Source organism: Pseudomonas fluorescens (assembly GCF_000730425.1).
Classification (GTDB): Bacteria; Pseudomonadota; Gammaproteobacteria; order Pseudomonadales; family Pseudomonadaceae; genus Aquipseudomonas; species Aquipseudomonas fluorescens_X.
The window spans coordinates 3,032,520-3,057,726 of the sequence record NZ_CP008896.1 but is presented as its reverse complement, the minus strand read 5'-3'; the positions used below and the strand labels follow the sequence as shown (position 1 = coordinate 3,057,726).

Here is a 25,207-nt window from a genome sequence, read left to right as displayed (position 1 = left end):
CATGAATTTGATAACAAGTTGGCTATTGCTCGCTAGCGGATTCCTGGTGGCGCAGTTTGCGTATGCGCAGGAGGACTTACTTGCCAGGGGCGAGTATCTTGCGCGCGCTGCAAATTGCGTGGCTTGCCATACCGTGCCCGGTGGTAAACCCTTCACCGGTGGTGTCGAATTTAAGCTGCCATTCGGCTCGCTTTTTTCGCCCAATATCACTCCAGATAAGCAAACTGGCATCGGAGCCTGGACTGATGATGAGTTCGTTAGCGCGCTGCGAACCGGCGTGGGGCGCGATGGCAAACACTACTATCCAGCATTCCCTTATACGTCCTACAGCAAGATGTCGCGTGACGACATCCTGGCCATCAAAAGCTATCTCGATAGCCTGGAGCCAATCGAGCAGGTGGCTCAAGAGAACCAGCTGAACTTCCCGTTCAATCAGCGTTGGGGGATGTTTTTCTGGAATATGCTGTTCCTGGACGACAAGCAATTTGAAACCGAGGCCCAGCACTCTACCGAGTGGAATCGAGGCAAATACCTAGTGGAAGGTCCTGGCCACTGTGGTGAGTGCCATTCGCCTCGGAACCTGTTCCAAGCTGTCAGCAAAGACCGTTCGCTTGCCGGTAACCTGATACAGGGTTGGAACGCTTACAACATCAGCTCTGACCCGATACATGGCGTCGGTGCCTGGCCCACGGACGTGCTGGCGCGTTACTTGAAGGACGGCGCGGCGCCAGGATTCGGGTTGTCCACCGGGCCGATGGCGGAGGTGGTGGAGCACAGTCTGAGCCATCTGACCGACGCCGATCGTCACGCGATCGCCGTTTATCTCAAGGACTCACCGGCGCGCAGCGAAGGTGTGGCTCGTCCGCAGCAGGCTAAGCTTGCACCGCAGGGGGGCGACAATGCCCTTGGCAATAAACTGTTCGCCGAAGCCTGTTCTAGTTGTCACCGCTGGGACGGGACCGGAAACCAGAGTCAGACTGCCATGCTACGGGGTCTAAAGACGGTCAACGATCCTGCCGCCAGTAATTTGCTGGGCATCCTGCTAAATGGGCATGGTTCGACCGACACCCGGGTAGATCGACGCATGCCGTCGTTCGGGACCATTTACTCCGACCAGGAATTGGCTGCGCTGAGCAGCTTCGTACTGAAGCGCTTTGGCGAGACTGGTGCGCAGGTATCGGAGCAAGCTGTGGCTAAGCGCCGTACCGAGTCCCTTCATTGAGCCGAGGTGCCTCATGTCTTGTCTGATTCCACTGCTGGATGTACTCCTGGCGGAGCGCAATGCTGGCCGAGAAGCGGTGCTTGCGACCGTGGTAAAAGTCGACGGCTCTGCGTATCGGCGACCAGGAGCGCGGATGCTAGTCTCGCGCTTCGGCAGGCCCGAGGGGACCATCAGTGGTGGCTGCCTGGAGGCGGAAGTCGCCAGAAAAGCCTGGTGGTTAACTGAAGCTGGGCCTGCACTGCGTAGCTACAGCACCTCCGAGGCGGATGAGGGCAGTGAGGAAGCGCTTAGTTTCGGGCTGGGCTGCAACGGTAAGGTTCACGTATTGTTCGAGCGGCTGCCTGCCAGTGGTCCTTGCGCGTTGATTACTGCGTTGCTTGGCGTTCGCGACACCCAGCAACCGGCGGCCATCGCCACGGTGATCGCCAGCTCGGCTGATGGTTCACACCGGTTAGGTGATCGCCTGTTATTAGTGTCAGGACAAAGCGCCGAGGGCGAGTTGCTGCAGTCGGCGCTGGCTGAGCAGATCAGGATTGATCTCCAACAGACCTTGGTGCGTGGAAAGTCATCCCGATATCTTTACCCGAATGGCACCGGCAAGATTGAAGTGCTTATGGAGTACCTGCCGCCCGTGCGGCGTTTGGTAGTGTTTGGTGCGGGCCATGATGCCCAGCCGCTGGTGCGCATGGCCAAGCTCTTGGGCTGGCATGTGACAATCATCGATGGGCGGTCACACTTTGCCCGAGCAGAGCGTTTTCCCGACGCTGACCAGGTGCTGGTTGGCGATGTTGAGCAACCTTTCGCCTACCGTGAACTTGTACGCGGCGCAGCGGTGGCGGTGATGACTCACAGCTTGGTGCAAGACGCGCACTGGCTGCAGGGAGTGTTGCACAGTGAGCCCTGTTATGTAGGGCAGTTGGGCCCGCGTGAGCGCACCGAGCGCCTGCTGGCCGGTATCCACGAGCAGCAGGGCGAGTTGCCAGGGCTGGCGTGTTTGCATTATCCGATTGGCCTGGACCTGGGCGGCGACACTCCGGAAAGCGTGGCTATGGCGATGCTGGCGGAAATTCAGGCGGTGCTCAATGGTCGCAATGGTGGCAGCCTGCGTTTCAGGTCCGCGAGTATCCATGATAGCGACCCAGTGCTGATCGCTAGCGAGACCGAAACCGAAATCGCTTTTGCTGCAGAGGCTTATCGGCGGTTCGCCGTGCAGCCTTGACGACTGATCAACCGAGGAACCTATCAGCGTGAATCAAACCATACGCGTTGTAGCGATACTGACCGCCAAAGGCGGCAAAGAGCAGCAGGTCGAGCAGATTCTGCGAGCTTGCGTGCAGCCCTCGCGGGCCGAAGACGGTTGCCTGTCTTACGTCCTGAGTCGGTGCATTGAACAGGTCGGACGGTTTGTCTTCGTCGAGCGCTGGGCAAGCCATGAGGCGATAGCGCTTCATCGGCAGATGCCCCATTACACGACCATGGCTAATGCCCTTGGCGAGCTGCTGAGCGATCGTCAGGTTTATGTGCTGGAGGCGTTGGCTGAGGATGGCGAGTCAGCCACTGGCTTCGACACGGACATGGCAGGGTGATCGTCGATCGACAGGGTCGGCGTTTCCGCAAACTTCGCCTGAGCCTCACGGCTGCCTGCAATTACGCCTGCACCTACTGTGTGGCCGATGGCCGCCGCTTGGTGGCCGCGCGTGATGAGCTGGCGGCCGCGTCGATGCTGCGCGCCGTCGAACTGCTCAGGGATGTCGCCGGTATCGACGCGCTGCGCATTACCGGCGGTGAGCCGCTGCTGAGTGATCGGCTGGAGCCTTTTCTGCAGGGCATCGGTGCGCTAGCGTTGCAGGACATCAGCCTGACCACTAATGGACAATTGCTGGCCGGCAAGTTGCCGGTATTGCGCAGCGCGGGCATCCAGCGGGTCAATGTGTCCCTCGACACACTTGACCCGCGCGCCTTCCGCAAGATCGCAAAGGGCGGCGATCTGCAGACTGTGCTTAACGGCATTGAGCTGGCGCGTCGATCTGGTATGAGCATCAAAATCAATATGGTGCCGATGCGTGGCAGCAACCTCGACCAGGTCATGCCCATGTTGGCGTTCTGCCTGGAGCAGGGCTACGAATTGCGCTTTATCGAGCTGATGCGCATGGGCCATCTGGCCCAGCATGCAGAGGCTTTTCGTACCCAGTTCGTCGGCCAGCGCGAGCTGCTGGAGCTTATCGGCGAGTGTTATGTCTTCACACAAACCGAGGCAGCGCTAGATGCCACTGCGCTGCGTTATAGCGTGGGCGAGCGCGGGGCGTTCGGTATTATTGCCAAGGAAGGTCTGAAGTAAGCAGCCGTTTTTAACGGCCTCGCTGTCTGAGGTTCAAAAAACACCGACTTAATCGAAAATCAGACCTTTCCTCCTGTCAGTTCACTGTTTTTTGCGGAATAGCACCTTTTCAGGGCTCATTGTCCACATCACAGGCGCACCTCGCCTGCATTCAACAGTCGTTTTCGCATCATCCACAGGTTCGATAAGGCAAACAGTGTGGTCTGCTGCGCGGTGTTTTTCACCAAGCCTCGGAAGCGGACTTTCGTATAACCAAACTGGCGCTTGATCACCCTGAATGGATGCTCAACCTTGGCCCGGACTTGAGCTTTCGCGTATTCGATTTTGCGGCGCATGCGACCGATCAGGCTCTTTTTTGCATGCTTCTTATAGCTGCTGGGGCGCGCTGCGATCGACCAGATCATCTGGCGATGTTGATGCTCCGCACGCTTCTCCACGCCGGTGTAACCGGCATCGCCAGAGACGTAAGTTTCCTCGCCATGCAGCAACTGATCGACCTGAGTCACGTCCGCCACATTCGCCGCCGTGCCCACCACGCTATGTACCAGACCGGATTCAACATCGACACCGATGTGCGATTTCATCCCGAAATAGTACTGATTTCCTTTCTTTGTCTGGTGCATTTCGGGGTCGCGTTTACCGTCCTTGTTCTTGGTCGAACTGGGCGCATGAATGATCGTCGCATCGACCACAGTTCCCTGACGCAGCAGCAAACCTCGGTCGCCCAAATAGCCGTTGATGACCTGCAAAATCCCACCGGCCAGCTCATGTTTTTCCAACAGCCGGCGGAAGTTGAGGATCGTGGTTTCATCCGGAATCCGATCCAAATGCAGCCCGGCAAACTGGCGCAGAATCGTGGTTTCGTAGAGGGACTCTTCCATCGCCGGATCGCTGTAGCCGAACCAGTTTTGCATCAGATGAACCCGCAGCATGGCCATCAACGGATACGCCGGACGACCGCCTTCACCCTTCGGATAATGCGGCTCGATCAACGCAATCAGGCCTTTCCAGGGCACGACCTGATCCATCTCAATCAGGAAACGCTCACGGCGGGTCTGCTTACGTTTGCCTGCGTACTCGGCATCAGCGAAAGACATTTGCTTCATCGGGGCTCAACCGTTCAGTTCGTGGGACAGCCGTATCTCACCAGATTTGGAAGTCTTTTTCAGAGTTTCCCCAACGAAAGCGCGCCCTTTTGCCGGAGCTGCAGTCGTCTGCGGTTGTCGTCTACGGGCTGGTTATACGGATGCCTATCATCCAATCGCGGACATTTTATGGGCGCGCTGTTGGATCTGCCGACTGAGCAGGCGCAGCCGCAACTGAAAGGGTTGCTCAGTCGTGCGCTGCAGGACAAACAAGACGCCACTTTTACCGGCAGTGCCCTGATTATGAAATCGGTGGGTGGCTAAGGTCGGCCGGCTTGTCGACGTCCAGCAGGATGCCCCTATCAGCAAGCGTCACTTCTATCACCTGTTGCGCATGGGTGGCGATTAAAGCCTTGGCCCCATTCTCCCCTTGCAGTTGCATCAGCTCCGGCCAAAAGCGCCGGCCGAACAACACGGGGTGTCCGCGCTGGCCATCGCAGTAAGCGACAACAATATGTTCAGCGTGCGCATGCGCGCGCAACTGCAACAGCGTTGCGAGAGTAATCCACGGCATATCCCCGAGCAGCACCGCCACCGCAGTGGCCTGCGTATTTGCCAGGCTCTGGATGCCGGCGGCCAGGCTTGAGCCCATGCCCTGTTTGGCGTGGGCCGCACGTACCAGATGAATGCCATGCGGAATAGCCAAGGCCTCTGCATCATCCTCAGCCTTTAATACGACTCGAACATCGCTGAAGGCTTCTTTCGCGCGCAACAACGTCGCGCGCAAAAGGCTGTTGCCGTCTGCCAGCTGGGCAAGGCGTTTGTCGCTGCCGAAGCGTTGCCCGGAGCCGGCGGCGAGAACTAGGCCGACATACTCAGGCTTGCGGTGCGGTTCTGTCATGTTGAAAAAATCCTATGCTGCCCCCTGAAGAAGAAGGTCGGCCGTAAAAGACCACTAGGAGGCTTCGCGCTTCTCTCTGGAATGTGCAGTATTTTGCGTATACCGCTCCGGTTTCAGAGTGATTAAGTGACAGTTTGGCGAAACCAAAGTGCGTTTCCACTGGGTAGTGAAGAACGCCGCGCCACAGGTCAAGTTGTTCGATCTGTCGAACCTGCACATGTCCTGGCTGGCCGGTATTTGCTGATCACCCCAGGCGAGATGGGGGCGTAATGCAGAGTATGCCCGCTACCAAATGCTCGCTGCGGCTAAAAACTCATAAATGAACGGGTTAGTTGATCGTTACTTGGTCAGATTGCTGTTTTTGAAATCGGCAAGCACTGAAATCAGCCAGAAATACAAGGTTTCTTCAGCCTTAGATTTTTTCTTGCAGCGCTTTGAAAAAGGCATCGATATTTTCGTCGTGGCGTTTGTAGTAGGTCCAGGGGCCGATCCGCTGCGATGTCACCAATTGCGCGCGCTGCAGAGCTGCGAGATAAAGCGATGTGGTGGACTGCGAGAGGCCCGTGCGCTCTTGGATGATACTGACGCACACGCCTACCGTTTCTGGGTCGACCTCCTGCTCTGGAAAGATTGTCCTGGGATCCTTGAGCCAATTGAGGATGGCAAGGCGCATCGGGTTTGCCAATGCTTTCAGTGCTTCGTTGACGTCAATGGTCATGGAATGTTGATACCTGTTTTTTGCGATATTTAGATATCTTCCGGGTTTGCGCAGAAAAATGGAAGGTATTGACGTGACCTCTGCGCCCGCCGTCTGTTGCAAGGACTGGCCGCTCCTGGCTGAAGTATTGTTGCTCTGTCAGGCAGCACTATCAGAAGCCTGGACGCCGAATTGCGGGACGATATGCTTGCCAAGTTCCTCGATAACCTCTGCTGCGGGGCGTTTACCATACTTGAGGTTCAGGATGACGTGATCTACACCGATTTCCTGAAGTGTATCCAGCAAGGCCCGAAGGTGGTTACGTCCTAGTCGAAATCCTAGATGGATATGCGAGGGCGGCGTGGACGGGTGTTCGTCCAGGTCGATATAAAGCGATTGCAAGAACGGTTTGTAGATAGTGTCACACTGTTTAACTATTTCCTGTCGCCAATCCTCCACGATCAGTCGCTGTATTTTTGGCGGACGTGGATAGTTGATCCATCCATGGCTTTCACGTGCGATCCAATCGAGCGGCTGGCGGCTGTGTCCGGTTACGAATAGCGGTATTTCCCGAGTCGTAGGTTTGGGAACGAGGTCGGCCCCCACTAACTCGCCGCCACTCCAGCGAATGGGCTCGAAGTGTGTTCGATGGGCTTGGCGTATCACATTGAAGTTTTCTTGAAAGGTCTCGCCACGCTTTTCTGGATCAATGCTGAATGCGGGAAACTCCACGGGACGATCGCCAGAGGCTACTCCCAGGAGCAAGCGGCCTCCGCTCAACTGATCAATGCTCGCTGCGGCCTTTGCCGTGTGCAAGGGATTACGCAAAGTAAGGGCGATGGAGGCGGTACCTAGTGCGATTTCTGTTGTATGGGCTGCCATGTAGCCCAGATACACCCAAGGGTCGAAAACCTGGCCGACATCGCCGAAGCTTGGGTCCCTGAGTGGGACGTCGCGAAACCAGAGCGCCGAAAAACCAAGTGCCTCTGCACGTTTGGCCAGCGCGACCTGATCTAGCATGCTCGGTGTATCACCTTCGAAAGCCTCTAGGGGAAAGAACAGCCCAAGGCTTAGATGACCCTGCCTGAAGGTTCGTTTGAATCCCCTATGCTCTTGGTAGGGGATCGTGCTCGGTTGGTACATGCTTAACTTCCTCGGTCAGCAAACGCTGAGCCACGCCCCTGAGTTATGGGGCGTGGCATTGAGCGTTTAGGATTTGTAAGTCGGGTAGTCGGTGTAGCCCTTATCGGTACCGCCGTACATGCTGCTTGGATCAACTGGGTGAAGCGGCCAGTTGTTGGCGATACGAGCGGGCAGGTCGGGGTTCGCAATGAAGGGGCGACCAAAAGCGATCAGGTCGCCCCAGCCAGCTTTTATCACGCGATTTCCTCGTTCAGCGGTGTACTTGCCGGCATAGAGAATCTTGCCGCTGAAGGTCTTACGAACATCTTCCCGGAACGTCTCAGGCAGCTCGGGTGCGTTTTCCCAATCGGCTTCGGCGAGCGACAGGTAGGCAATGCCCACTTCCTCGAGGATCTTCACTGCCTCGATGTAGGTTTGGTGAGGATCTTCTTCGACCAGGCCAAGGTATACGCGGTCTTCGTCTGTGGTCGCGAACAGCGGGGCGAAGCGAACTCCCATGCGCTCCTTGCCGACGACACCAGCAACGGCCAGGGTGATTTCGCGCAGGAAGCGAAGACGGTTCTGCAGCGAACCGCCATATTCATCATCACGCTGGTTGGTATGGGCCGAAATGAACTGGTTTACCAGGTACCCGTTCGCGCAGTGAAGCTCCACCCCGTCAAAACCTGCGTCCAAAGCATTTCGGGCTGCTTGGGCGTAGAGCTCAACCAGTTCCTTTACCTCCTTGGTGGACAGGGCTCGGGGGGGCGATGGGTCGGCCAGTGCACCCGTGCCGGGGCCAGTTTCGATGAACACCTTGACGTTGTCCGCGCGGATGGCTGATGGCGCGACGGGCGCTTCACCACCGGGTTGCAGCGATGTGTGCGACACGCGGCCTACATGCCAAAGTTGAGCAAAGATCACCCCCCCTTCGGCGTGAACAGCGTCGGTGACCTTACGCCAGCCTTGTATCTGTTCTGGGCTATGAATGCCGGGTGTCCAGGCATAACCCTGTCCTCGGGGTTCGATCTGTGTGCCCTCGGTCACCATGAAGCCAGCACCGCTGCGCTGACGGTAATATGTGGCCATTAGGTCGTTCGCAATATTGCCGGGTTGGGAGCTGCGCGAACGCGTCAGTGGCGGCAGAACGATACGGTTCTTGAGGGTGTATGGGCCCAGCTGAGTGGTTTTAAAAAGTTCTGATTGTGTCATTTCGTTTACCTGCATATCTAAAATATTCGATGTTATAGGTCAAAAAAACATGGATCAGCGAGGTCAGAAGAGCCCGAGCGGTGCTTCGTTGAGGCTGACGTAGATGTTCTTCTTCTGGCTGTAGGCTTCCAGCATTGACTTGTGAGTTTCCCGTCCTAGGCCAGATTTCTTATAGCCACCAAAGGGGGCGTGGGCAGGGATCTCATGGTAGGTATTTACCCACATACGTCCGGTTTCCACCGCGCGTGCCACACGTAACGCCCGGTTGATGTCTTGGGTCCAGACTGCGCCCGCTAGGCCGTACTCGGAGTCGTTGGCCATGGCGATGACCTCCGCTTCATCCTTGAAAGGAATGACGCACAGAACAGGGCCGAAAATTTCCTCGTAGGCGACGCGCATATCGTTGCGAACACCGACCAGAATCGTTGGCTGGATGAAGAAGCCGGCATCGTAATCGGCACCTGTAAGGCGACCGCCGCCGATCAGTACCTCGGCACCTTCCTGTTTGGCGATATCAACGTAGCCGAGGATCCGTTCCATCTGGGTCTTGCTGACCTGTGCGCCCATCATGGTGTCTGGGTTCAATGGGTCACCCACACGCACAGCTTCGAACTTATGCTTGAGCTCAGCCAGGAATTGCTCGTAGATGGACTCGTGAACGAACAGCCGTGCGCCGGATTCGCAGACTTGGCCTTGGTTCCACAGGATGGCGAGGACTGCGCCTTCCACGGCCTTGTCCCAGTTCGCATCGGGGAAAACGATGTTGGCTGACTTGCCGCCCAGTTCAAGGGTGGCAGGAATGATTTTCTTCGCTGCCGCATTGGCGACGAGTTCGCCGACACGCGTCGAGCCAGTGAAGGCAAGCTTGCGCAGGTCTGGATGATCCAGTAGGGCCTGGCCAACTGAGGTGCCTAAGCCTGTGACGATGTTGACCACGCCGGCCGGAAGTACCTTGGCGAAGATCTTCGCCAGTTCAAGGATGGTTACCGGGGTTAGCTCAGAAGGTTTGATGACTACGGTGTTACCCGCCGCGATGGCTGGAGCGATCTTCCAGGCGGCCATAAGAAGCGGGAAGTTCCACGGAATCACTTGGCCCACGACGCCGAGGGGTTCACTGAGAGCGATGCTGAGTGTTTGCTCATCCAGCATGACCGCCTCATCCGATTGGCTGCGGATTGCGCCGGCGAAGTAGCGGAAATGATCAATCGCCAGTGGGATGTCGACGGAGCGACTTTCACGAATGGGTTTGCCTACATCAAGGGTTTCCAGAACGGCGAACCGATCGGCATCGGCTTCCAGCAGGTCGGCGATCTTCAACAACGCATTGGCGCGTTCCGCTGGCGAGGTGGTACGCCAGGTCACGAAGGCGCGTTTTGCGGCCTGCACCGCGCGGTCGACGTCGGCAGCTGTGGCGTTTGGGATGTTGGTGAGAATTTTTCCGTTGGCGGGGTTGATAATGTCGAGGGTTTCACCGTTTTCGGCCGCCACCCACTGGTTGTCGATAAACAGGCCGTAGCTGTTGTCGGGAAGGTAGCTCGGATGGGTATCACTGGAATTTTGCATGGGTTACCTCCTGAGGTAAGTGCGATGGGTTTGGTTGAGATTATTTGAGATATTGATATATGTCAATATGTAGTTGTGTATTCGCGCAGGCATTCCTATCGCCGCACTTTTTCAGCCTGCTTCTGGATCGGCGGGGAGCGCGCTGTGCTGCGCGCCAGGCTTGGCTACGTAGTCCAGCCCCCCCCCCCGATCTCTTCATCAAAGAGGGGGGGGCTGCTGCATAAAAGCACTGAGGCCTGTTTGCATTGAGGTGAAGATGTAAGTCAGAACGGCGCGTCGATATCCATGACGTTAATCAGCTTGTGGTTGACGAATTCCTTGATTCCCAAACCAATCAGCTCGCGACCGTAACCAGATCTTTTGATTCCGCCGAAAGGTAGGTCGGCTTTCGATGACGTTGGGTGATTGACGAACACCATGCCTGTCTCGATGCGCTTAGCAACCTCAACACCATGCTGGGTGTCTGCGGTGAATACCGAACCACCGAGCCCGAACGGAGAGTCGTTGGCGATAACTATCGCGTCTTCTTCGTCTTTAGCTCGTAAGATCATCGAGACTGGACCGAAGAACTCCCAGTAGTAGGCAGGGTTATCAGGCGTCAGGTTGGTCAGAATGGTCGGTTGAACAAATGCACCCTTGCTTGGTACCTTGGGCCCAACCTCGGTGGCCGTAGCACCGTAGTTGACTGCTTCACGAATCTTCGCGCGGATTTCGTCGGCGGCAGTTTGAGATGACAGGGGGGCTAGATTTGTTTCCGGATCGAACGGGTCGCCGGCCTTCAGTTGTGCTACACCTTCGGCATAAAGGCGCAGGAACTCATCGTAGACTTCTTCCACTACAATCATGCGTTTGGATGATATGCACACCTGTCCAGCATTCCAGTGACGGCCTACAACAGCCCACTTCACGGTCTTTTTCAGTTCAGCGTCGCGCAGAACTATGAAGGCATCTGCCCCCCCCAGTTCCAATGTAGATTTCTTCAGTGCCTTGCCAGCCTGGGAGGCGATGATGGCACCTGCGCCTTCGGAACCGGTCAGTGCCACCCCGTGTACTCGAGAGTCGTTGAGGATTGTCTCGATTTGCTGGCGAGTTGCGTACATGTTGCTGAATGCGCCAGCAGGTAGACCAGCATCAAGCAGTAGTTGTTCGAAAGCTTCGGCACATTGCGGTACGTTTGAAGCATGTTTGAGCAGCACGGTATTACCCGCTGCCAACTGTGGTGCGAGAATGCGAGCAATTTGATAGTAAGGAAAGTTCCATGGTTCAATGGCCAGGATAGTGCCCAACGGCTCATGGACCAAGATTGCTTCACCCTCGGCTGGGTCGGCTACCGGCAGCTTCTGCGGAGTTAACAAAGCTTCTGCATGTTTAACGTAATACTCAAAGATACTTGCTGAGATTTCTACTTCACCTAATGCTTCGGCAGTGATCTTGCCCATTTCCAGTGTTAGCAACCGGGCATAGTCGTTTGCTCGCGCGCGCAGCAGGTCGGCAGCTCGCTGAAGGACGGCCCCACGCTCTGCGATTGAGCAATTCTTCCAGACAAGAAATGCGTTGTGAGACGCCTCAAGAGCCTGTTCAATCTGAATATCTGTTGCATCTGGAAAACTTTTTAGAACTTCACCTGTATAGGGATTAACGGATGCGTATGCCATGCTGTTTCTCCAGTAATTTTAAGTAAATTTGATTTGTTAATGAGGCTGGTAAGTAGACAGGACCTAAACTGCGGGAATATTTTGGTGCATTTACTAATGATTGATGCCATCAATCAGGAATACTCTGTAAACCGCACCTTTAAGACGATGTTGCAGTGCCTCTTGGTAGGCGGGGCTGGAGTACCACTCTCGAGCTGCTGCTATGTCCGGAAATTGAAGAATGACTGCGCCCTCAATCGGTCCGCCTTCGAGCACCTCCAGTTGGCCGTAGAAGGCCAATGGTGTGAGGTTCCGACCCTGGCGTGCCGCCGGTGCTTTACGGGCATAGAGTTTCAACTCAGCCTCGTCTGTGGTGTGTTCACGTGTGAAGACTACGTAGGCGGACATTGACGTAGTCTCAGGCCAACAGTTTGAGCAGCGAGTGAGCCGTAGCTTCAGAGGAAGCTGGGTTCTGGCCAGTTACGAGCAACCCATCGACTTCGACATGAACGCTCCAGTCAGCACCCTTGGTATAGCGCCCACCATTTGCCTTGAGCATATCCTCTACCAGGAAAGGCACGATTTGAGTTAGACCCACCGCAGCCTCCTCGCTATTGCTGAAACCGGTTACTGTCTTGCCTGCAACCAGAGGTTTGCCATCTACACACTTGACATGGCGCAAAACCGCTGGTGCGTGACAAACCGCTCCGACAGGTTTGCCGGATTGGATTGATTGCTCGATCAGAGAGATAGAAAAGGTGTTCTCCGCAAGATCCCACAGTGGGCCATGGCCGCCAGGGTAGAACACCGCATCAAACTCGGAACTGATCACGTCGCTCAGTTTCTCGGTGTTGGCCAGCGCGTGAGTGGCGACTGAATCGGTCTGAAAGCGACGGGTGGCGTCTGTCTGGAAGTCGGGCTCATTGCTCTTTGGGTCGATGGGTGGTTGACCGCCTTTCGGCGATGCTAGGGTCACTTGCACGCCAGCGTCGATGAAGGCGTAGTAAGGCGCGGCCAGCTCTTCGAGCCAGAAACCGGTCTTCTCGCCAGTGTCACCAAGCTGGTCGTGGGAAGTCAGAACGAGGAGAATCTTCATGTCGTATACCTTGCATTTGTGCATGCTTGTGGATGTTTTGTAATGCGCTGCCTGTGTGGATAAGCAGTGCTGGAGGTTGGCTTATAGGCTCGCTTCAAGCACACGGCGGCTGACGTCTAAACTGACGTTGTTGTGTTCGCCGAGTGCGGTGAGGTGGTGTGTGTCGAGCTGGTTTATTAGCGCATGTATAGCGTCAGTGCCGAGCTTGTAGGCGGATAAGTGCGTCGGTAAGCCCAGGCTCTCGAAGAACATCCGGGTCTGTTGTATGGCCATGTCAATCCGTTGTTCTTTGTCCCCTTGGCTGATCTGCCAAACCCGCTCGGCGTACTGCAGCAGCTTCGCGCGCTTGGCTTCACGACGAATCTCTAGGTTCGCAGGAAGTACGATGGCCAGGGTCCGTGCGTGATCGATGCCGTACAGCGCGGTGAGCTCATGGCCGATCATGTGGGTGGACCAGTCCTGTGGTACGCCCGCTCCGATCAGGCCATTGAGCGCCAAAGTGGCCGTCCACATGAGGTTGGCACGCGTGCTGTAGTCCGCGGACTCTTTCAGTACAAGGGGGCCAATTTCGATCAGCGTTTGTAAAAGACCTTCGGCAAAACGATCTTGGACGCGCGCATCGATTGGGTAGGTCAGGTACTGCTCAATGACATGCACGAACGCATCGACAACGCCGTTTGCGAGTTGACGGGTGGGGAGGGTTTGGGTTTTGGTGGGATCGAGAATCGAGAATTGTGGAAACATGTAAGCGCTTCGAAACGGCAGCTTGTCTTGTGTCGCCCGGCGAGTAACCACGCCTCCATTGTTCATTTCCGAGCCAGTTGCCGGTAGGGTCAGAACGGTGCCAAATGGCAGCGCTCGTCGAATACTTGCACCCCGCGTTTCCAGAATGTCCCAAGCATCACCCTCGTAGCCAACAGCAGCGGCAACGAACTTGGTGCCATCGATGACCGAACCTCCACCGACAGCCAGGAGAAAATCCAAGCGATGGGTGCGAACCTGATCAACAGCCTTGATTAGCGTTTCATAGCTGGGGTTTGGTTCTATACCCCCGAATTCTTGCACTTCCCGAGAGCCTAATGCGTCACGGACTTCGCGGAGCGTACCGTTTGCACGAGCGCTCTGGCCACCATAGAGCAGCAGGATGCGGGCCGCAGCCGGAACCAGTTCATCCAGGCGGCTGATGGTTTCGTTGCCGAAGACGATTCGCGTAGGGTTGTAGAAGTCAAAATTAAACATTGCTTTAACTCCGATTAAATAGACCAGTCGTATATTTTTTGAGTAAATTTTTTACATTGAAAATTTCATCGGTCGGATACCTGACTGAGTAACAGAGAAGTAGTCTCGAAGGCCGCCTGCAAAGGCATCTGATCACGCGTGACCTTGGTCCTTAGACTGGCTCCGAGCCAAAGTTGGTACAGCATGGTCGCCAAGCCGCGGGTGTCAGTATCGCCCGGCAGAGAACCATCGTTTACAGCGTCACTCACCACATTGGCGAGACGAGTAATTACTCCTTCCATGCCATCCTGGAGCACCATACGCATTGGCTCCGATAGATCACTGACTTCCGCTGCAAGCTTCACTGCCAAGCATTTCCCCTCGGCGGGATAACAGGCTGATTGGGTTTCAATCCAGGTAGCCCAGTAGGCCAGCAAGCGTTGTGCTGCTGATACACTTGGACGGTTCAATAGCGTTTCCAATTGCACCATGTAGTCACTGAAATAGCTCTCCAAGAGCGCCTCGCCAAATGCTTCCTTGGAATTGAAGTAATGATAGAACGAACCTTTTGGCACATTCGCAGATTTAAGGATTTCGCTCAAACCAACAGCTGTGAATCCTCGCCCGGCAATGATGTTTTGAGCCGTGTCGAGGATGTGTTGCCGTACATCGGTGGTGGTCATCGTATTCATGGACGCACCATACCAACAATTAGACCAGTCGTCTACTTTGGGTTTTGAGCAAGCCCTCCGACGAAATCTTGATAATCGCAGTTCGTGAGCCAGCCATCACTTCATTTGATGCGCAGCATTATGTCGGTCCGATGATCGCCGCCGCGTTAGGAAGAAAGATCTACGATACTCGCCGGAGGGGAGCAAATTGCAGCTCTTCTCGAGTCGAGCTGATTTTGCTACAGCATTGCTTAGGCTGGGAACGAGTTTTGACATCCATCGTAAACCAAGCGGCCCGCCAGAGTTTTGGACAACGAGCTGTACGCGTCAAATTTGACGAAAAACATCGCGCTGCCCGTACTATGGCTTGAGCCGGAGCGGCTGCTGGGCGGATTATCCGGATCTGTGGGCTAGAACGGTGGGTAATTGCACGGGCTTGCCCAGCCATTTGCATTCGACCTGACCAAGCATTTGCATCGGATTTCACCATCACGTTGCGTGACCATGACCAGCAGAGAGCGACCATGGCTCTGTGAGAATGCCTACGATTGTCTATTCTTCAACCCAATAACTGCATGACAAAATCGTTGTAGCCCTAATGATTCTGCTTTGACTAGAGGGGCTAAATCGAATCGTTTTCATGGCACTTAGAATGACTGCTTCTTAGCTGATTGCCTCGGAGCACAGCATGGGTGAGTCGACCCACTGCTGCCGGTTGCGACAGACAGCAATGGGCAAATCCGTCTCGCGCTGCGTCGGCAGCCACCTCGGCACGACTTTGAGGTGGGCATACGGATCATGGCCATTCATGCGCGCTTAGATATCCAGGCAAATTTTGCCGAAATGCTGGTTGGTTTCCTGATACTTGAACGCTTCGACAATCTCGCTCATAGGGAAATGACGATCAATAATCGGGCGCATACCGTTAACGTTGATGGCTCGGACCATATCTTGCTGCTGGCTGCGGCTGCCTACCAACACACCCTGCAGGCGCACTTGCTTGATCAATGCCGGTACAAAATTCATTGCACCGCTTACGCCACTCAGTATCCCGATGACGGAGATGTGACCAGCAACCCGAATTGCAATCATCGATTGCTCAAGCGTCGCAGGGCCGCCGACTTCTATGATGTGATCAACACCGCGGCCCCCCGTTAGAGCGCGTGCAGTTTCGCCCCAGTTAAGATCTTTGCGATAATTGATCACATGATCAGCGCCTAGTGCTTTCAGACGTTCAAGTTTTTCGTCGCTTGAAGAGGTAGCAATGACGGTAGCGCCGGCCATTTTAGCGAACTGCAGGGCAAAAATTGAAACGCCACCAGTGCCTTGAACGAGCACGGTATCGCCCGGCTTGAGTGAGTCATCGGCCATCAGAGCGCGCCATGCAGTAAGGCCGGCAGTGGTGAGCGTCGACGCTTCAGCGTGGCTGTATCCGGTCGGCGCGAGGGTGAACGATGTGGCTTGGGCAGTCATTTGCTCACGAGCGTAGCCGTCAATTCCATCACCTGGCACGCTAACAAAGCCTTCAACTAGTGGCGCGCCGCTGATCCACTCCGGGAAGAAGGTACTGACGACCGAGTCACCCACCTTGAATTCAGTGACATCTGGGCCGACAGCAATGACTTCACCTGCACCATCGGCCATGGGGATGCGTTTTTCGCTAGGGCCCCACATACCGCTGACCACCGCGAAGTCGTGGTAGTTAAGCGAGTTGGCGTGCAGGCGCACGGTGATTTCGCCGTGGGCTGCGGCTCGGGCTTCGCTGCTGCCAACCACAACCTTTTCATAGCCGCCACCGGGTTGGACGAAGATTGTTTTGTTGCTCATCGGGGTTTCCTTGTGTTTTCTAATTACGCGAAATAACGAAATGAAAGGTTAAAAATTACAAATCGATGGTCAGCCTAGCCGCAAAGTCATCAATCGCCACCTCGTTGCGTCGATAGTAAGTCCATTTTCCGATGCGGGTGGTTAGCACGAAGCCTGCACGTTGCAAGATAGCTAAGTGTGCAGACGCGGTAGAAGGTGAAAGCCCTGCCTTGTGCTGCAAATGGGTTACGCACACCCCTATGGCAGGATCGCCATGATCCTGAGGTGGGAAATTACTGAGTGGGTCTTTGAGCCACTCCATCATTTGCATGCGAGTGTCATTCCCCAGGGCTTTGAGCTGTTCGAGTATCATGGCGGGCAATGTTACGGATTTTTACAAAATGTTCAATAAGTAATCTATTGCCCGGCGCAAGGGTTTGAAGTCAAAAAAAACGCATCCAGTTCAGTTTGCAAAACGACTGAAACGCTATTGGCGAAGGATTGTGAGCCGAGTTAGGTGGCCGATGCATACAGGGCAACTGGAAGGGATAAACAATCGAATTAAAGTCATCAAGCGCATGGCGTATGGCTACCGGTACAGCGAGTTCTTTTTCATGAAGATCAAGAGCGTCTTTCCCGGTAATCCGTAAAGAACCAAAAAAAAAGCCCGGCCAACAGAAGCTGGCCAGGCGCTTTAATAGTTGAGTAAATGAGTGTTGCTAGGCCGCGAGTTCCAGCACAGCGCTGCAGGGCGCGTTGTTTGATGACAGCGCCATGGCCCAACCAGAGTGAGTACATTTGATACTCAGGCTCTTGGCGAGCCAGCGGGAATAGGCGTTACTTTTTCCAGAGTGCGTACCCTGGGTTCAAACCAATTACGTCCTGCTTTGAGTTATAGCAAAACTCCATGGAGCAGTTACTGGTATCAGAAGCCATCGGTACGTAAACCGGTAGTCGATCACGGTTGACCATGTCACTACCACCGTCTATGGTTAGATCGCAGCTATTGCCTTGCGGATCGCACCATATGTCATAGGTGCCGGTAGCTGTAGCCGTTGCTTTAACTGTGGAGGTCGCAGGTGCTCCTACGACGTTGCCTGCTGGAGCGCCTCCGAATAGAGGTCCCGTACCATTTTTGTATGCCCAATCTTTGCCGTCACCGCCCGGATAAATATAAAAATCTTTGAACGCCACATATTTGACATCGCGACCCGTTATCGATTTTCCTCGATAGTTTCGATCGTTATCAATGCACTTGTCTAAAATGCGTATACAAGTAATGATTTCAAAAGAGGGCTCTTGTTGCATGGTGACTTTGCCATAGGCATCTTTATATTGGACGACAATGTCGTCAGGTCGGGTAGTGTCGGTGCATACGTTGTTGTTCGGGCCAGTGCAACTTATAGAGTCGGGAGTTGAATATTGGCTATATAGATCAACAGCGTATGCAGAGGACGTCATCAAAGTAAGCGCAAATATTTTGTACACGATTTTCATGTGATTCCCTTTTCAGATTTAAAAGCGCATAGAAAAAACAAAAGCAAGATGCATGTATCCCTGCTTTTTCTGGAAAGCCGTAACCACCGTTGACGATCCGTAGGGTGTGTACTCGTTGAGCCACTTGGTGACGAGAGGGACGAGCTAGCTCTGCGAGATGGCAATCACGTGGTTAGTTGCTTGCATTCGATCCAATCAAAAAATTGTGTAAGGGTTTTTTCGAATTTTAGCTGTATATGCTCAATCGAGTATAGTGCTTTTGCGCTTCCGAAGGCTTCATCGTTGCTTTTGCGAGCAACAGAAATGAACTCAAAGCAAGCCTTCGGGATGGCAGTGAAAATCCTGAGGAGCAGACATGGTATTGCCCAAGAGCAGCTTGCTCCGAGCCAGAGCTACGTCAGCGATGTTGAACGAGGCTTGAAAAGCCCTTCCGTAGAAAAATTAATTGAGCTTTCTGCCCATCTTGGAGTTCATCCCGCAACTGTGCTTATCAAAAGCCAGTTGCTCCAGGATCCGGAAATGTCCAAGGAAATGCTCCTGTCACAAATATCCCAGGAATTGGAAGGTTAGGATAAGCGTGCAGCCGGTTGCCCGCCGCTTTAGCCCACCAATAGAAGTGCGGATTTGAGGGCTTTCTGCTTGAGCGCTGCTCCTTGGCCGAACCAAGCGGAGTCGACCCGATACTCACTGCTCTTGGACCGTCGCTCGTGATCCGTATACTTGGTTACAGCATTGAGTAATCCCCAGGCGGTACCTTGAGCTGATTCTAATGTCGATCCTCGTCCTGACCTTCATGTAGGCTCTGCACCTTGCGTAGCGCCCGTTCATTGGGAAGGACTGGCGGTAGCGGACTATCAGTGCTGGTGTCACGCAGTACGTTCGTGAAGAAGCCCATTGCTTCACGCTACTGAACCTTTCGCTCGGATAAATTTTTCATTTGGTACATGAACTCGTCCCATTGAGAGACAGCAATACCCAACTGCTTTTTCACTGCTTGCGGATCGAAGCGGGTGTTGTGCGGCACCTTGATCGCGCGGGTGGTGCCGTCCAGGGCGATGGTCAGCGTGTTATTGCAGACCACCTGTACCATGGTCGGGGTCGCTGTGGTGGCCAGGGTGCCGTCACAGTAGGTGGCAAGCAGCAGGTAGCCGTTTACCTGGTCGTTACCACGGAGCGTCGTGCCTTGCCCAGTACGGGCCAGCGCCCAGAACTTGCGACCGCCTTTGAGCACTCCAGCGGTTTCCAGTTCGTAGCCCGAGACTTCAGTCAGATCCCGGTAGAACTCCAGCACTTCACGTGGCTGCACCACCTGGTAGCGCTGAGAAACCACCGACAGAGGGGCCTTGGTATCGGATCGGTATAGCACCTTCTGTTCGGAGAAGGTGTGAATTGAGCCCAGAGCACCAATGCTGTCGGACTTGAAGTGCACCGGGCTGTCCTGAATCCGCCAGTCCATGCCTGCTTCGCGCTGCCAGATTTCAAGCGGTTGTTTCGGGGAAAGGCGACTGCCCAGACCATGCCTGGGCGTGGCACCAACGTAAGCCATTTGTTCAACGAGATGAGCCATGGGAATGATTCCTTGCGAATGAGTGGAAAAGAGCGTCGTTTCATCAGCAAGCGACACCTCTTCACAACGGCTTAACGGTGGACGCTGAAGCTGTAACCACACTGCAGGCAATGGTAGTTGTTCAGCACCTTGTCATCCATTTGTGCGCCCAGCGTGGACCCGGCTATCCCGCCAGCCACGCCGCCAAACAGTCCCCCGAGAAGTGCACCAGCAATACTGCCAATGGCGATCCCGACCGGACCGCCGATTACACCCAGCACTGCGCCGGCTTCTGCTCCCGACAGGGCTCCGGCAGCACCACTGGCCGCACCGCCCGCAGCGCCAACCAATCCACCTGCTTGTTTGCCAATATTTTTCGTGACGACGCGTCCAGAGTTACAGCTTGGGCAAGGGGTATACATACACAGATCCTCTCAAGTGATGAGCGTGATGAGCCATATAGCTGGCACGCCAAATCCCTACCGCAGTTAATACGGTGGGCGTTCACAGAGGTGATATAGGTCTGAGATTTTTTTGATTGAACTCGTATCGGCTCACTACGCTACGGCAAAGCCGTGAAAAACCAGCCTTTTGGAGCCCTCAACGACATGAATACGGCAGTGCAGTAAGTTTTTACAGGTCAGCGGTATGGGATGTCTATATGACTAAAAGCGCTGGCGGCACACATCAGTCGACTCATACGTTTTATTCTGAATGAAAAATGGAATCTTTTTAGAGTTGAATAAGTGAATTTTCTTATTGTAGTTCTGGGGGTTAAATTTTTCACTGAGCCTATTTCTCGTGGTTTTTTGCAGGTGCGGCATTGTTGTTGTTACGGTTAAAGTAGTATGCATCTAAAAGAGGCTCTAATAGTAACTGATAGAGACCATAGTTATTATTGATTGCTGAGTAATCGATAGCCCTCTCCAATAGAGGGGTGTCGTACTTATAGAAATCTACGAAACAGATCTGCCATAAACAACGGTCGTAACGTAAAGTCTTGACTGCAAGTCAACGCGTTGAGAGTTTGAAAGAAGCGTATAAGTCGAAGCAAGGTGCCTGAATGCACCTGACTCGGTGTGCCTGCCGGTGAACACTCCATATACAGCCGACAGGAAACTGATCATGTTCCATCATCAACCTAAACGTCATCCCTTCAATACTAAGCTCAAGCTGCACTACAGTAACGAATACCGTGGCTTCGCCGTGCAGCAGCAACTGGCACATGGCCCGTTGATCGAAAACTACCTGGAGCGTGGGATTGAGACTCTACAGCACTGTCTCTCGGCACAGGCTCGAACCTTAGTCTGTCGGGTCGACTTGCGTTACCCCGTCGGCCGTATGCCGTCGGATGCGCTCATCAGCAATGAAGTAATGACTCGTTTCTTCTACCAACTAAGTAAAGAGTTGGTCTGGGCAAATACCAAATACTCGACCGAAATTCGCTACATCTGGTGCCGGGAGCGTAACAGCAGCGAGGCACCCCATTATCACCTCATGCTATTGCTCAACTACGACGCCATTGGGGGCTTAGGTAACTACGGGCCTAGTACAGACGGCACCTACAGCAGAGAGAACTTGTTTCATCGCATCGTGCGTGCTTGGGCCTGGGCAATTGGTTGTGCTGCACACGACATGTCCGGGTTGGTGCATGCCTGCCAGGACAAACTCAGTGGCCAGGTTTACCAACGTCTGGAGCAGCGTTTTCCTGATTCACTCAAACAAGTGGTCTACGCCATGAGCTACTTATGTAAGGAGTACAGCAAGTCACAGGAGCTGAGGCAGGGCTTTGCAGTGTTCACCACCAGTCGGGTCTGAGTCCGGGCTGAGAGTGTTCAATATGCCTATTCTATGGTGCGGCATTGCCGCACTGTTTATCACTAGAAAAGGAGTCTTTCGCATGAGCTACAGCGAGCATTGGCGTCGTGAGTTTCTCACTCGGCACCCTGAGTATGAAAGTCAGTCACAGGTACGTTCGCAAGAGGCAGTGCAGCCGCCTGCGCCTGTAAGCTCCGTATTTCCCTTATCTACTTTTACAACGGCTAACTCTGAATTCTTGAAGCAACTTCCTCAGCAAGGGCCAAGGAGACAACATAATCCCACACAGGACCGCTCGATATCTTCAGACGTCCTCAGGCAAGTATGTTGTTTACGTCAACGACTGAAGCTAACCCAGCAGGCGCTCGCCAAACAGTTGGGGATCAGCTCTCGCACGCTGCAGGACTGGGAGCAGGGTCGACGACAGCCAAGCGGACCTGGTAGGGCCTTACTACTGCAATGGATTGACCAGCAGGCGGCTCATGGCTGCTGAATGATTCACGCGAAGGGTGCAGCCGAAAGGGAGTCTTGAGCGGAGGTAGGGGGGAGTGTGGCTGCTATTTTTGCTACTAATAGCAAAAATAGCAGCTGCAGTAGACCCTGGCAGATTCGACGGGGTGAAATCGACAAGCACAAATGCACGGTGATGTCTATAGATCTGCTTAGGGTGGATGTGGCGTTTAGCACCTTCGACGACTAGGGGTGGCAGGGGCTTTAAAGTCCTTCTCATCGAATCCGTAGCCGAAGAGGGTGTAGAAATGATCAAAGAAAACAGTAATAAACTAATGCTAAGAATTTTGCGCATGCGGCAGTTGCGAGAGCGTCTCGGGCTGAGTACGTCGACCATCTACGATCGCTTAAATCCAATGTCGCCCAGGTACGACTGCAGTTTTCCCAGACCGATTAAGTTGGGGGCGTCAGCTGTAGGTTGGATTGAGGAAGATGTTTGTCGGTGGATTGAGTCCCGAATTGCAGAAAGCCGAAATGTTTACAGCGTGAATTCTTGAGAGGGGTGGTTTATGAGTTTTTCTAATGGTGTGTCAAGTTGGCTTCCTGTTCCAGGTCGAGCATTTCCAAGGTCTATGGCTTTGCCGATTATCGGGGCCGCAGTAGATGAAGCTGAGCGCAATATAATGGCCCCGCGAGCACTTATTTATTCAGCTGCGTTGCCAGCCATGGCGACTGCGGCTCAAGGTTCAATTGATGTCTGTAAACCAAATGGCCAAATCGGTCCGGTATCACTAATGGTGCTCACGGTGGCCAACTCTGGGGAGCGAAAGTCGACCGCAGAGAATGTATTTATGGGAGGAGTTCGGCGCTTTCAGGATGAGATGGATGTGATTTATCAATCAGAGCTCTCTGATTGGCGTGCGAAACAGTCGATCTGGGATGCTCGTCGAAAGGCTATCTTGAAAGAAGCTCTTCTATTGGATCAAGCGGAGGGGGGTGATCCGGATAAACAACTCATGGAGCATCAAGCCTGTACGCCGATCAAACCTAGGCGCTTCAAGTTGCTGTACGAAGATGCTACGTCAGAGGCGTTGTTTCTTGGCTTGCACCAGAACATTCCAGTAGCTGGACTTATCTCCAGTGAGGGCGGTGGCGTGCTGACGGGTAAGGCATTCAATGACCTCTCAAAACAGAATGCGCTATGGAGCGGGGATGCCATAACGGTTGATCGTGTGTCGGCTGAAAGTTATGAAGTCAGAGGGCGGTTGACGGTATCGTTAATGGTTCAAGAAAGTTCATTTTTTAGCTATATGGAGAAAAACGGTGAAAAATCACGTGGGTCTGGCTTGTGGGCGAGGTTTTTGGTTTGCAGTCCAGAGTCTACTCAGGGGACTCGGTTTATTACGGAAGGCGCCGCGCCTTGGGATTGTTGTGACAGGTTTTCTGAGCGCGTCGGCGAGATACTTAAGAACAGTGTTGAGTTTCTAGCTGACCCCAAGAAGCCGAAGTTGGTGGTTAGGTTTTCTCAGGCGGCGATTCACCGGTGGGTCAGTATTTTTAATGGGGTGGAGGCGCAGATTAGACCGGGAGGGCGATATTTTGGTATGGGGGATCATGCGTCCAAGTTGGCAGATAATATCGCCAGAGTCGCTGCTATATTTCATTTCTTCGAAAAAAAAGATGGAGAAATAGCTGTGGAAACCTTGGAGGCAGCTATCGAAGTTTGCTTTTGGTACTCTGACGAGTTTTTACGGATGTTTTCATCGCCGCCTCAAGAAGAGGTCGATGCCCAGGAGTTGGATGCTTGGTTGCAGTTAAAGCGAGAGGCCGGCGAGAGGTTTGTGGTGAAGAACTCAATTCTACAAAGGGGGCCCAGTCAGTTGCGAAAATTAAAGCGGCTGGACCCTGCTATTGAGGTGCTTTGGGCGCAAGGAAAGGTTTTGCTGTCAAAGTCTAAAAATGTCACATACCTTGATATATTTCCTGAGCACTCGATGAGCAAAATGAATACTAGAAGTGTTCTGACTCCTTTGACGACTTCACTTTAGGGGGGGGGGGCGGCGCCCAAGAAGTCTTGTGGTGCCGAGATGGCTCCCGGTGGATTGCTCTGATGCCTATTTATCCCGCCTCTCGATCATTAATTAGTAGCCCGTAGGCGTAACTCGTTACAGAGCTAGTGCAAGACTTGCCGTTTCGTGTGCATCGAGAGCACCATCCATCATGGTGGCGTTTTCATTTAGATAAATATCGTTCATTCGCTGTTCTGGATGACGTCATCTATAGACCGGGCCTCTGTTAGCCGCTCCAGGTAGATTTGCAGTTGATCCAGGTCGTCAGTGGTCTCCAGCTTTTCAATTGCTGACCCCTGCAGCGCTCCAAAGCGCTGCTTAAGTTGCAGAGCTAACGCTGTTCTCACTCCTTCAATCCGCCCCCTGGTGCGTGCTGCGTCGACATCCATCTGGCGCGCTTCTTCCGTATCTCGCGTGGGAAATGAATGACGCAGGATATGCCCGAGTCTTTGGCGGTCTGTCTGCCGCCGGTTGCCGCGTTTACCGATGTTGGCAAAGTCGAACAGAAGTTCGCGAACCTCATGCTTCAAATCGTTGATATTAGTGATATCAAGCATTTCAAATTCGCGGTTGGCTTTATAAATGCGCGTGGCCATCGCATCGGCTACTTCGGTCTTATTACTATTCGCGAGGTCAGGTTTGTTGTAGAGCATGCCCTTGACCATGGTGCGAATAAGTTGGGAAGTCATCTTGCTGGAGGGTTGCTGGTTTTTAGCGTGGCCTCCCCGGGCCGCGCGTACACCATAGTGTTTGCCCTCTAGGTTCTTGAGTGCTTCTAGCATCGCCAGGTGACGATTGGCCAGCATCAAGGCCGTGATCATTTCCTGTAAGTGATGCTCATAGGCGGCGGTTGGGCCCGACGTACTCTGTGGTGGCAGGTGTTTGTCGTGGATAAACTGCACATAGACTGCTTGACGAAGGGCAGTGTCGGCATGCTCAATCAACTGTTCTTCAATCGCGACCTGGCCCTGTCGGATAATCAGATCGACTTGTTTGTCCTGGTGAGGCTGGATCTCAAAACTGCCCATCCTTTCATACAGCGCCTGCAATTGTTGATTTCGTGCAGGTGGAGGGGTTCCTAGCTGATTGAACACGCTCTCTACGACATTTTTAGCTTGAGTGAGCAGCATCTTCAAAGTGCCTAAATTAGGCCTTTCTGGGTTTGTCTCGCTGTAATTCCGGAACGACACAATCACATTCCTATCCTGGAAATTGAAGCGACAGGGTAGCAGCGATGCTTAGATTGCGGAGAATCTCCGAGC

The 25,207-nt window shown here is 53.9% G+C and carries 24 protein-coding genes and 4 pseudogenes; 11 read left to right on the top strand and 17 right to left on the bottom strand.

All coding sequences use genetic code 11. From position 1 onward, the window contains the following. Position 1 precedes the first annotated feature (1 nt). From HZ99_RS13520 to HZ99_RS13505, 4 genes and pseudogenes are all read left to right on the top strand, one after another. Entirely contained in the window at positions 2 to 1,222 is a 1,221-nt protein-coding gene (locus HZ99_RS13520) for a cytochrome c (RefSeq protein WP_038443637.1), read from the top strand. A 13-nt stretch (positions 1,223 to 1,235) separates the two neighbouring features. Beyond that, positions 1,236 to 2,441: an XdhC family protein gene (locus HZ99_RS13515; RefSeq protein WP_038443635.1), complete on the top strand. Its 1,206-nt coding sequence runs from the start codon at positions 1,236 to 1,238 to the stop codon at positions 2,439 to 2,441. 28 nt (positions 2,442 to 2,469) lie between these two features. Next, positions 2,470 to 2,808, top strand: coding sequence for a putative quinol monooxygenase (locus HZ99_RS13510; RefSeq protein WP_038443633.1), 339 nt, complete (start codon positions 2,470 to 2,472; stop codon positions 2,806 to 2,808). Further along, positions 2,805 to 3,554, top strand: a pseudogene (locus HZ99_RS13505) (radical SAM protein); the annotation flags it as partial. The gene HZ99_RS13510 and the pseudogene HZ99_RS13505, both read left to right, overlap by 4 nt. A gap of 134 nt (positions 3,555 to 3,688) precedes the next feature. Here HZ99_RS13505 and HZ99_RS13500 read toward each other — a convergent pair. Next, positions 3,689 to 4,666: an IS5 family transposase gene (locus tag HZ99_RS13500; protein WP_033902000.1), complete on the bottom strand. Its 978-nt coding sequence runs from the start codon at positions 4,664 to 4,666 to the stop codon at positions 3,689 to 3,691. Positions 4,667 to 4,723: 57 nt separating this feature from the next. On the opposite strand from HZ99_RS13500, the pseudogene HZ99_RS27800 reads away from it, so the two are divergent. Beyond that, positions 4,724 to 4,969, top strand: a pseudogene (locus HZ99_RS27800) (radical SAM protein); the annotation flags it as partial. Here HZ99_RS27800 and HZ99_RS13495 read toward each other — a convergent pair. From HZ99_RS13495 to HZ99_RS13440, 12 genes are all read right to left on the bottom strand, one after another. After that, positions 4,947 to 5,546 (bottom strand): nucleotidyltransferase family protein, encoded by a 600-nt coding sequence (locus tag HZ99_RS13495; protein WP_038443632.1) that lies wholly within the window; start codon positions 5,544 to 5,546, stop codon positions 4,947 to 4,949. The pseudogene HZ99_RS27800 and the gene HZ99_RS13495 sit on opposite strands and share 23 nt — an antisense overlap. Before the next feature lie 412 nt (positions 5,547 to 5,958). Continuing rightward, the gene (locus tag HZ99_RS13490; protein ID WP_010562390.1) at positions 5,959 to 6,264 is read right to left on the bottom strand and encodes an ArsR/SmtB family transcription factor; all 306 of its coding nucleotides are present in this window, start codon (positions 6,262 to 6,264) and stop codon (positions 5,959 to 5,961) included. Positions 6,265 to 6,402: 138 nt separating this feature from the next. Next, complete coding sequence (locus tag HZ99_RS13485) at positions 6,403 to 7,386, bottom strand: LLM class oxidoreductase (RefSeq protein WP_038443629.1); 984 nt, start codon at positions 7,384 to 7,386, stop codon at positions 6,403 to 6,405. A 66-nt stretch (positions 7,387 to 7,452) separates the two neighbouring features. Beyond that, positions 7,453 to 8,577, bottom strand: a complete 1,125-nt coding sequence (locus HZ99_RS13480) for an alkene reductase (RefSeq protein ID WP_038448068.1) — start codon at positions 8,575 to 8,577, stop codon at positions 7,453 to 7,455. Between the two features lie 63 nt (positions 8,578 to 8,640). Further along, the gene (locus HZ99_RS13475; RefSeq protein ID WP_010562393.1) at positions 8,641 to 10,140 is read right to left on the bottom strand and encodes an aldehyde dehydrogenase family protein; all 1,500 of its coding nucleotides are present in this window, start codon (positions 10,138 to 10,140) and stop codon (positions 8,641 to 8,643) included. A 263-nt stretch (positions 10,141 to 10,403) separates the two neighbouring features. After that, entirely contained in the window at positions 10,404 to 11,795 is a 1,392-nt protein-coding gene (locus HZ99_RS13470; protein ID WP_038443626.1) for an NAD-dependent succinate-semialdehyde dehydrogenase, read from the bottom strand. A gap of 93 nt (positions 11,796 to 11,888) precedes the next feature. Continuing rightward, positions 11,889 to 12,182 (bottom strand): DUF1330 domain-containing protein, encoded by a 294-nt coding sequence (locus HZ99_RS13465; RefSeq protein ID WP_010562395.1) that lies wholly within the window; start codon positions 12,180 to 12,182, stop codon positions 11,889 to 11,891. A 10-nt stretch (positions 12,183 to 12,192) separates the two neighbouring features. Continuing rightward, a complete protein-coding gene (locus HZ99_RS13460; protein ID WP_038443625.1) occupies positions 12,193 to 12,870 on the bottom strand; it encodes a type 1 glutamine amidotransferase domain-containing protein in 678 nt (225 codons plus the stop codon). Between the two features lie 81 nt (positions 12,871 to 12,951). Continuing rightward, positions 12,952 to 14,109, bottom strand: coding sequence for an iron-containing alcohol dehydrogenase (locus HZ99_RS13455; protein ID WP_038443623.1), 1,158 nt, complete (start codon positions 14,107 to 14,109; stop codon positions 12,952 to 12,954). Positions 14,110 to 14,174: 65 nt separating this feature from the next. Continuing rightward, positions 14,175 to 14,780 (bottom strand): TetR/AcrR family transcriptional regulator, encoded by a 606-nt coding sequence (locus tag HZ99_RS13450; protein WP_032902016.1) that lies wholly within the window; start codon positions 14,778 to 14,780, stop codon positions 14,175 to 14,177. A 795-nt stretch (positions 14,781 to 15,575) separates the two neighbouring features. Further along, a complete protein-coding gene (locus tag HZ99_RS13445; RefSeq protein WP_038443620.1) occupies positions 15,576 to 16,586 on the bottom strand; it encodes a zinc-dependent alcohol dehydrogenase family protein in 1,011 nt (336 codons plus the stop codon). A 55-nt stretch (positions 16,587 to 16,641) separates the two neighbouring features. Beyond that, positions 16,642 to 16,938, bottom strand: a complete 297-nt coding sequence (locus tag HZ99_RS13440) for an ArsR/SmtB family transcription factor (protein WP_038443618.1) — start codon at positions 16,936 to 16,938, stop codon at positions 16,642 to 16,644. A gap of 94 nt (positions 16,939 to 17,032) precedes the next feature. On the opposite strand from HZ99_RS13440, the pseudogene HZ99_RS27795 reads away from it, so the two are divergent. Next, a pseudogene (locus tag HZ99_RS27795) lies at positions 17,033 to 17,215 on the top strand (transposase); the annotation flags it as partial. Positions 17,216 to 17,402: 187 nt separating this feature from the next. On the opposite strand, the gene HZ99_RS28565 reads toward HZ99_RS27795, so the two are convergent. Further along, the gene (locus tag HZ99_RS28565) at positions 17,403 to 18,062 is read right to left on the bottom strand and encodes a hypothetical protein (protein ID WP_127882195.1); all 660 of its coding nucleotides are present in this window, start codon (positions 18,060 to 18,062) and stop codon (positions 17,403 to 17,405) included. A 303-nt stretch (positions 18,063 to 18,365) separates the two neighbouring features. On the opposite strand from HZ99_RS28565, the gene HZ99_RS13435 reads away from it, so the two are divergent. Then, positions 18,366 to 18,632, top strand: a complete 267-nt coding sequence (locus tag HZ99_RS13435) for a helix-turn-helix domain-containing protein (protein WP_032902013.1) — start codon at positions 18,366 to 18,368, stop codon at positions 18,630 to 18,632. Between the two features lie 29 nt (positions 18,633 to 18,661). Here the strand turns inward: HZ99_RS13435 and HZ99_RS13430 are convergent. Further along, positions 18,662 to 19,629, bottom strand: a pseudogene (locus HZ99_RS13430) (DUF932 domain-containing protein). A gap of 71 nt (positions 19,630 to 19,700) precedes the next feature. Then, positions 19,701 to 20,030: a hypothetical protein gene (locus HZ99_RS13425; RefSeq protein WP_038443616.1), complete on the bottom strand. Its 330-nt coding sequence runs from the start codon at positions 20,028 to 20,030 to the stop codon at positions 19,701 to 19,703. Between the two features lie 703 nt (positions 20,031 to 20,733). Between HZ99_RS13425 and HZ99_RS13420 the strand changes: the two genes are divergently transcribed. From HZ99_RS13420 to HZ99_RS13410, 4 genes are all read left to right on the top strand, one after another. Further along, the gene (locus tag HZ99_RS13420) at positions 20,734 to 21,426 is read left to right on the top strand and encodes a YagK/YfjJ domain-containing protein (protein WP_038443614.1); all 693 of its coding nucleotides are present in this window, start codon (positions 20,734 to 20,736) and stop codon (positions 21,424 to 21,426) included. 22 nt (positions 21,427 to 21,448) lie between these two features. Then, entirely contained in the window at positions 21,449 to 21,919 is a 471-nt protein-coding gene (locus HZ99_RS27790; RefSeq protein ID WP_327154186.1) for a helix-turn-helix domain-containing protein, read from the top strand. Between the two features lie 178 nt (positions 21,920 to 22,097). After that, on the top strand, positions 22,098 to 22,433 hold the full coding sequence (locus tag HZ99_RS29430) for a helix-turn-helix transcriptional regulator (protein WP_327154184.1): 336 nt from the start codon (positions 22,098 to 22,100) through the stop codon (positions 22,431 to 22,433). A 12-nt stretch (positions 22,434 to 22,445) separates the two neighbouring features. Continuing rightward, complete coding sequence (locus tag HZ99_RS13410; RefSeq protein ID WP_038443611.1) at positions 22,446 to 23,924, top strand: YfjI family protein; 1,479 nt, start codon at positions 22,446 to 22,448, stop codon at positions 23,922 to 23,924. Positions 23,925 to 24,127: 203 nt separating this feature from the next. Here the strand turns inward: HZ99_RS13410 and HZ99_RS13405 are convergent, their stop codons facing one another. Beyond that, positions 24,128 to 25,141: a hypothetical protein gene (locus tag HZ99_RS13405; protein ID WP_038443610.1), complete on the bottom strand. Its 1,014-nt coding sequence runs from the start codon at positions 25,139 to 25,141 to the stop codon at positions 24,128 to 24,130. Positions 25,142 to 25,207 lie beyond the last annotated feature (66 nt).

What these genes read in the sequence shown, in the direction of transcription:
- HZ99_RS13520 (WP_038443637.1), top strand. Translation starts at nt 2, where the DNA reads ATGAATTTGATAACAAGTTGGCTATTGCTCGCTAGCGGATTCCTGGTG.
- HZ99_RS13515 (WP_038443635.1), top strand. Translation starts at nt 1,236, where the DNA reads ATGTCTTGTCTGATTCCACTGCTGGATGTACTCCTGGCGGAGCGCAAT.
- HZ99_RS13500 (WP_033902000.1), bottom strand. Translation starts at nt 4,666, where the DNA reads ATGAAGCAAATGTCTTTCGCTGATGCCGAGTACGCAGGCAAACGTAAG.
- HZ99_RS13495 (WP_038443632.1), bottom strand. Translation starts at nt 5,546, where the DNA reads ATGACAGAACCGCACCGCAAGCCTGAGTATGTCGGCCTAGTTCTCGCC.
- HZ99_RS13490 (WP_010562390.1), bottom strand. Translation starts at nt 6,264, where the DNA reads ATGACCATTGACGTCAACGAAGCACTGAAAGCATTGGCAAACCCGATG.
- HZ99_RS13485 (WP_038443629.1), bottom strand. Translation starts at nt 7,386, where the DNA reads ATGTACCAACCGAGCACGATCCCCTACCAAGAGCATAGGGGATTCAAA.
- HZ99_RS13480 (WP_038448068.1), bottom strand. Translation starts at nt 8,577, where the DNA reads ATGACACAATCAGAACTTTTTAAAACCACTCAGCTGGGCCCATACACC.
- HZ99_RS13475 (WP_010562393.1), bottom strand. Translation starts at nt 10,140, where the DNA reads ATGCAAAATTCCAGTGATACCCATCCGAGCTACCTTCCCGACAACAGC.
- HZ99_RS13470 (WP_038443626.1), bottom strand. Translation starts at nt 11,795, where the DNA reads ATGGCATACGCATCCGTTAATCCCTATACAGGTGAAGTTCTAAAAAGT.
- HZ99_RS13465 (WP_010562395.1), bottom strand. Translation starts at nt 12,182, where the DNA reads ATGTCCGCCTACGTAGTCTTCACACGTGAACACACCACAGACGAGGCT.
- HZ99_RS13460 (WP_038443625.1), bottom strand. Translation starts at nt 12,870, where the DNA reads ATGAAGATTCTCCTCGTTCTGACTTCCCACGACCAGCTTGGTGACACT.
- HZ99_RS13455 (WP_038443623.1), bottom strand. Translation starts at nt 14,109, where the DNA reads ATGTTTAATTTTGACTTCTACAACCCTACGCGAATCGTCTTCGGCAAC.
- HZ99_RS13450 (WP_032902016.1), bottom strand. Translation starts at nt 14,780, where the DNA reads ATGAATACGATGACCACCACCGATGTACGGCAACACATCCTCGACACG.
- HZ99_RS13445 (WP_038443620.1), bottom strand. Translation starts at nt 16,586, where the DNA reads ATGAGCAACAAAACAATCTTCGTCCAACCCGGTGGCGGCTATGAAAAG.
- HZ99_RS13440 (WP_038443618.1), bottom strand. Translation starts at nt 16,938, where the DNA reads ATGATACTCGAACAGCTCAAAGCCCTGGGGAATGACACTCGCATGCAA.
- HZ99_RS28565 (WP_127882195.1), bottom strand. Translation starts at nt 18,062, where the DNA reads ATGAAAATCGTGTACAAAATATTTGCGCTTACTTTGATGACGTCCTCT.
- HZ99_RS13435 (WP_032902013.1), top strand. Translation starts at nt 18,366, where the DNA reads ATGAACTCAAAGCAAGCCTTCGGGATGGCAGTGAAAATCCTGAGGAGC.
- HZ99_RS13425 (WP_038443616.1), bottom strand. Translation starts at nt 20,030, where the DNA reads ATGTATACCCCTTGCCCAAGCTGTAACTCTGGACGCGTCGTCACGAAA.
- HZ99_RS13420 (WP_038443614.1), top strand. Translation starts at nt 20,734, where the DNA reads ATGTTCCATCATCAACCTAAACGTCATCCCTTCAATACTAAGCTCAAG.
- HZ99_RS27790 (WP_327154186.1), top strand. Translation starts at nt 21,449, where the DNA reads ATGCCTATTCTATGGTGCGGCATTGCCGCACTGTTTATCACTAGAAAA.
- HZ99_RS29430 (WP_327154184.1), top strand. Translation starts at nt 22,098, where the DNA reads ATGTGGCGTTTAGCACCTTCGACGACTAGGGGTGGCAGGGGCTTTAAA.
- HZ99_RS13410 (WP_038443611.1), top strand. Translation starts at nt 22,446, where the DNA reads ATGAGTTTTTCTAATGGTGTGTCAAGTTGGCTTCCTGTTCCAGGTCGA.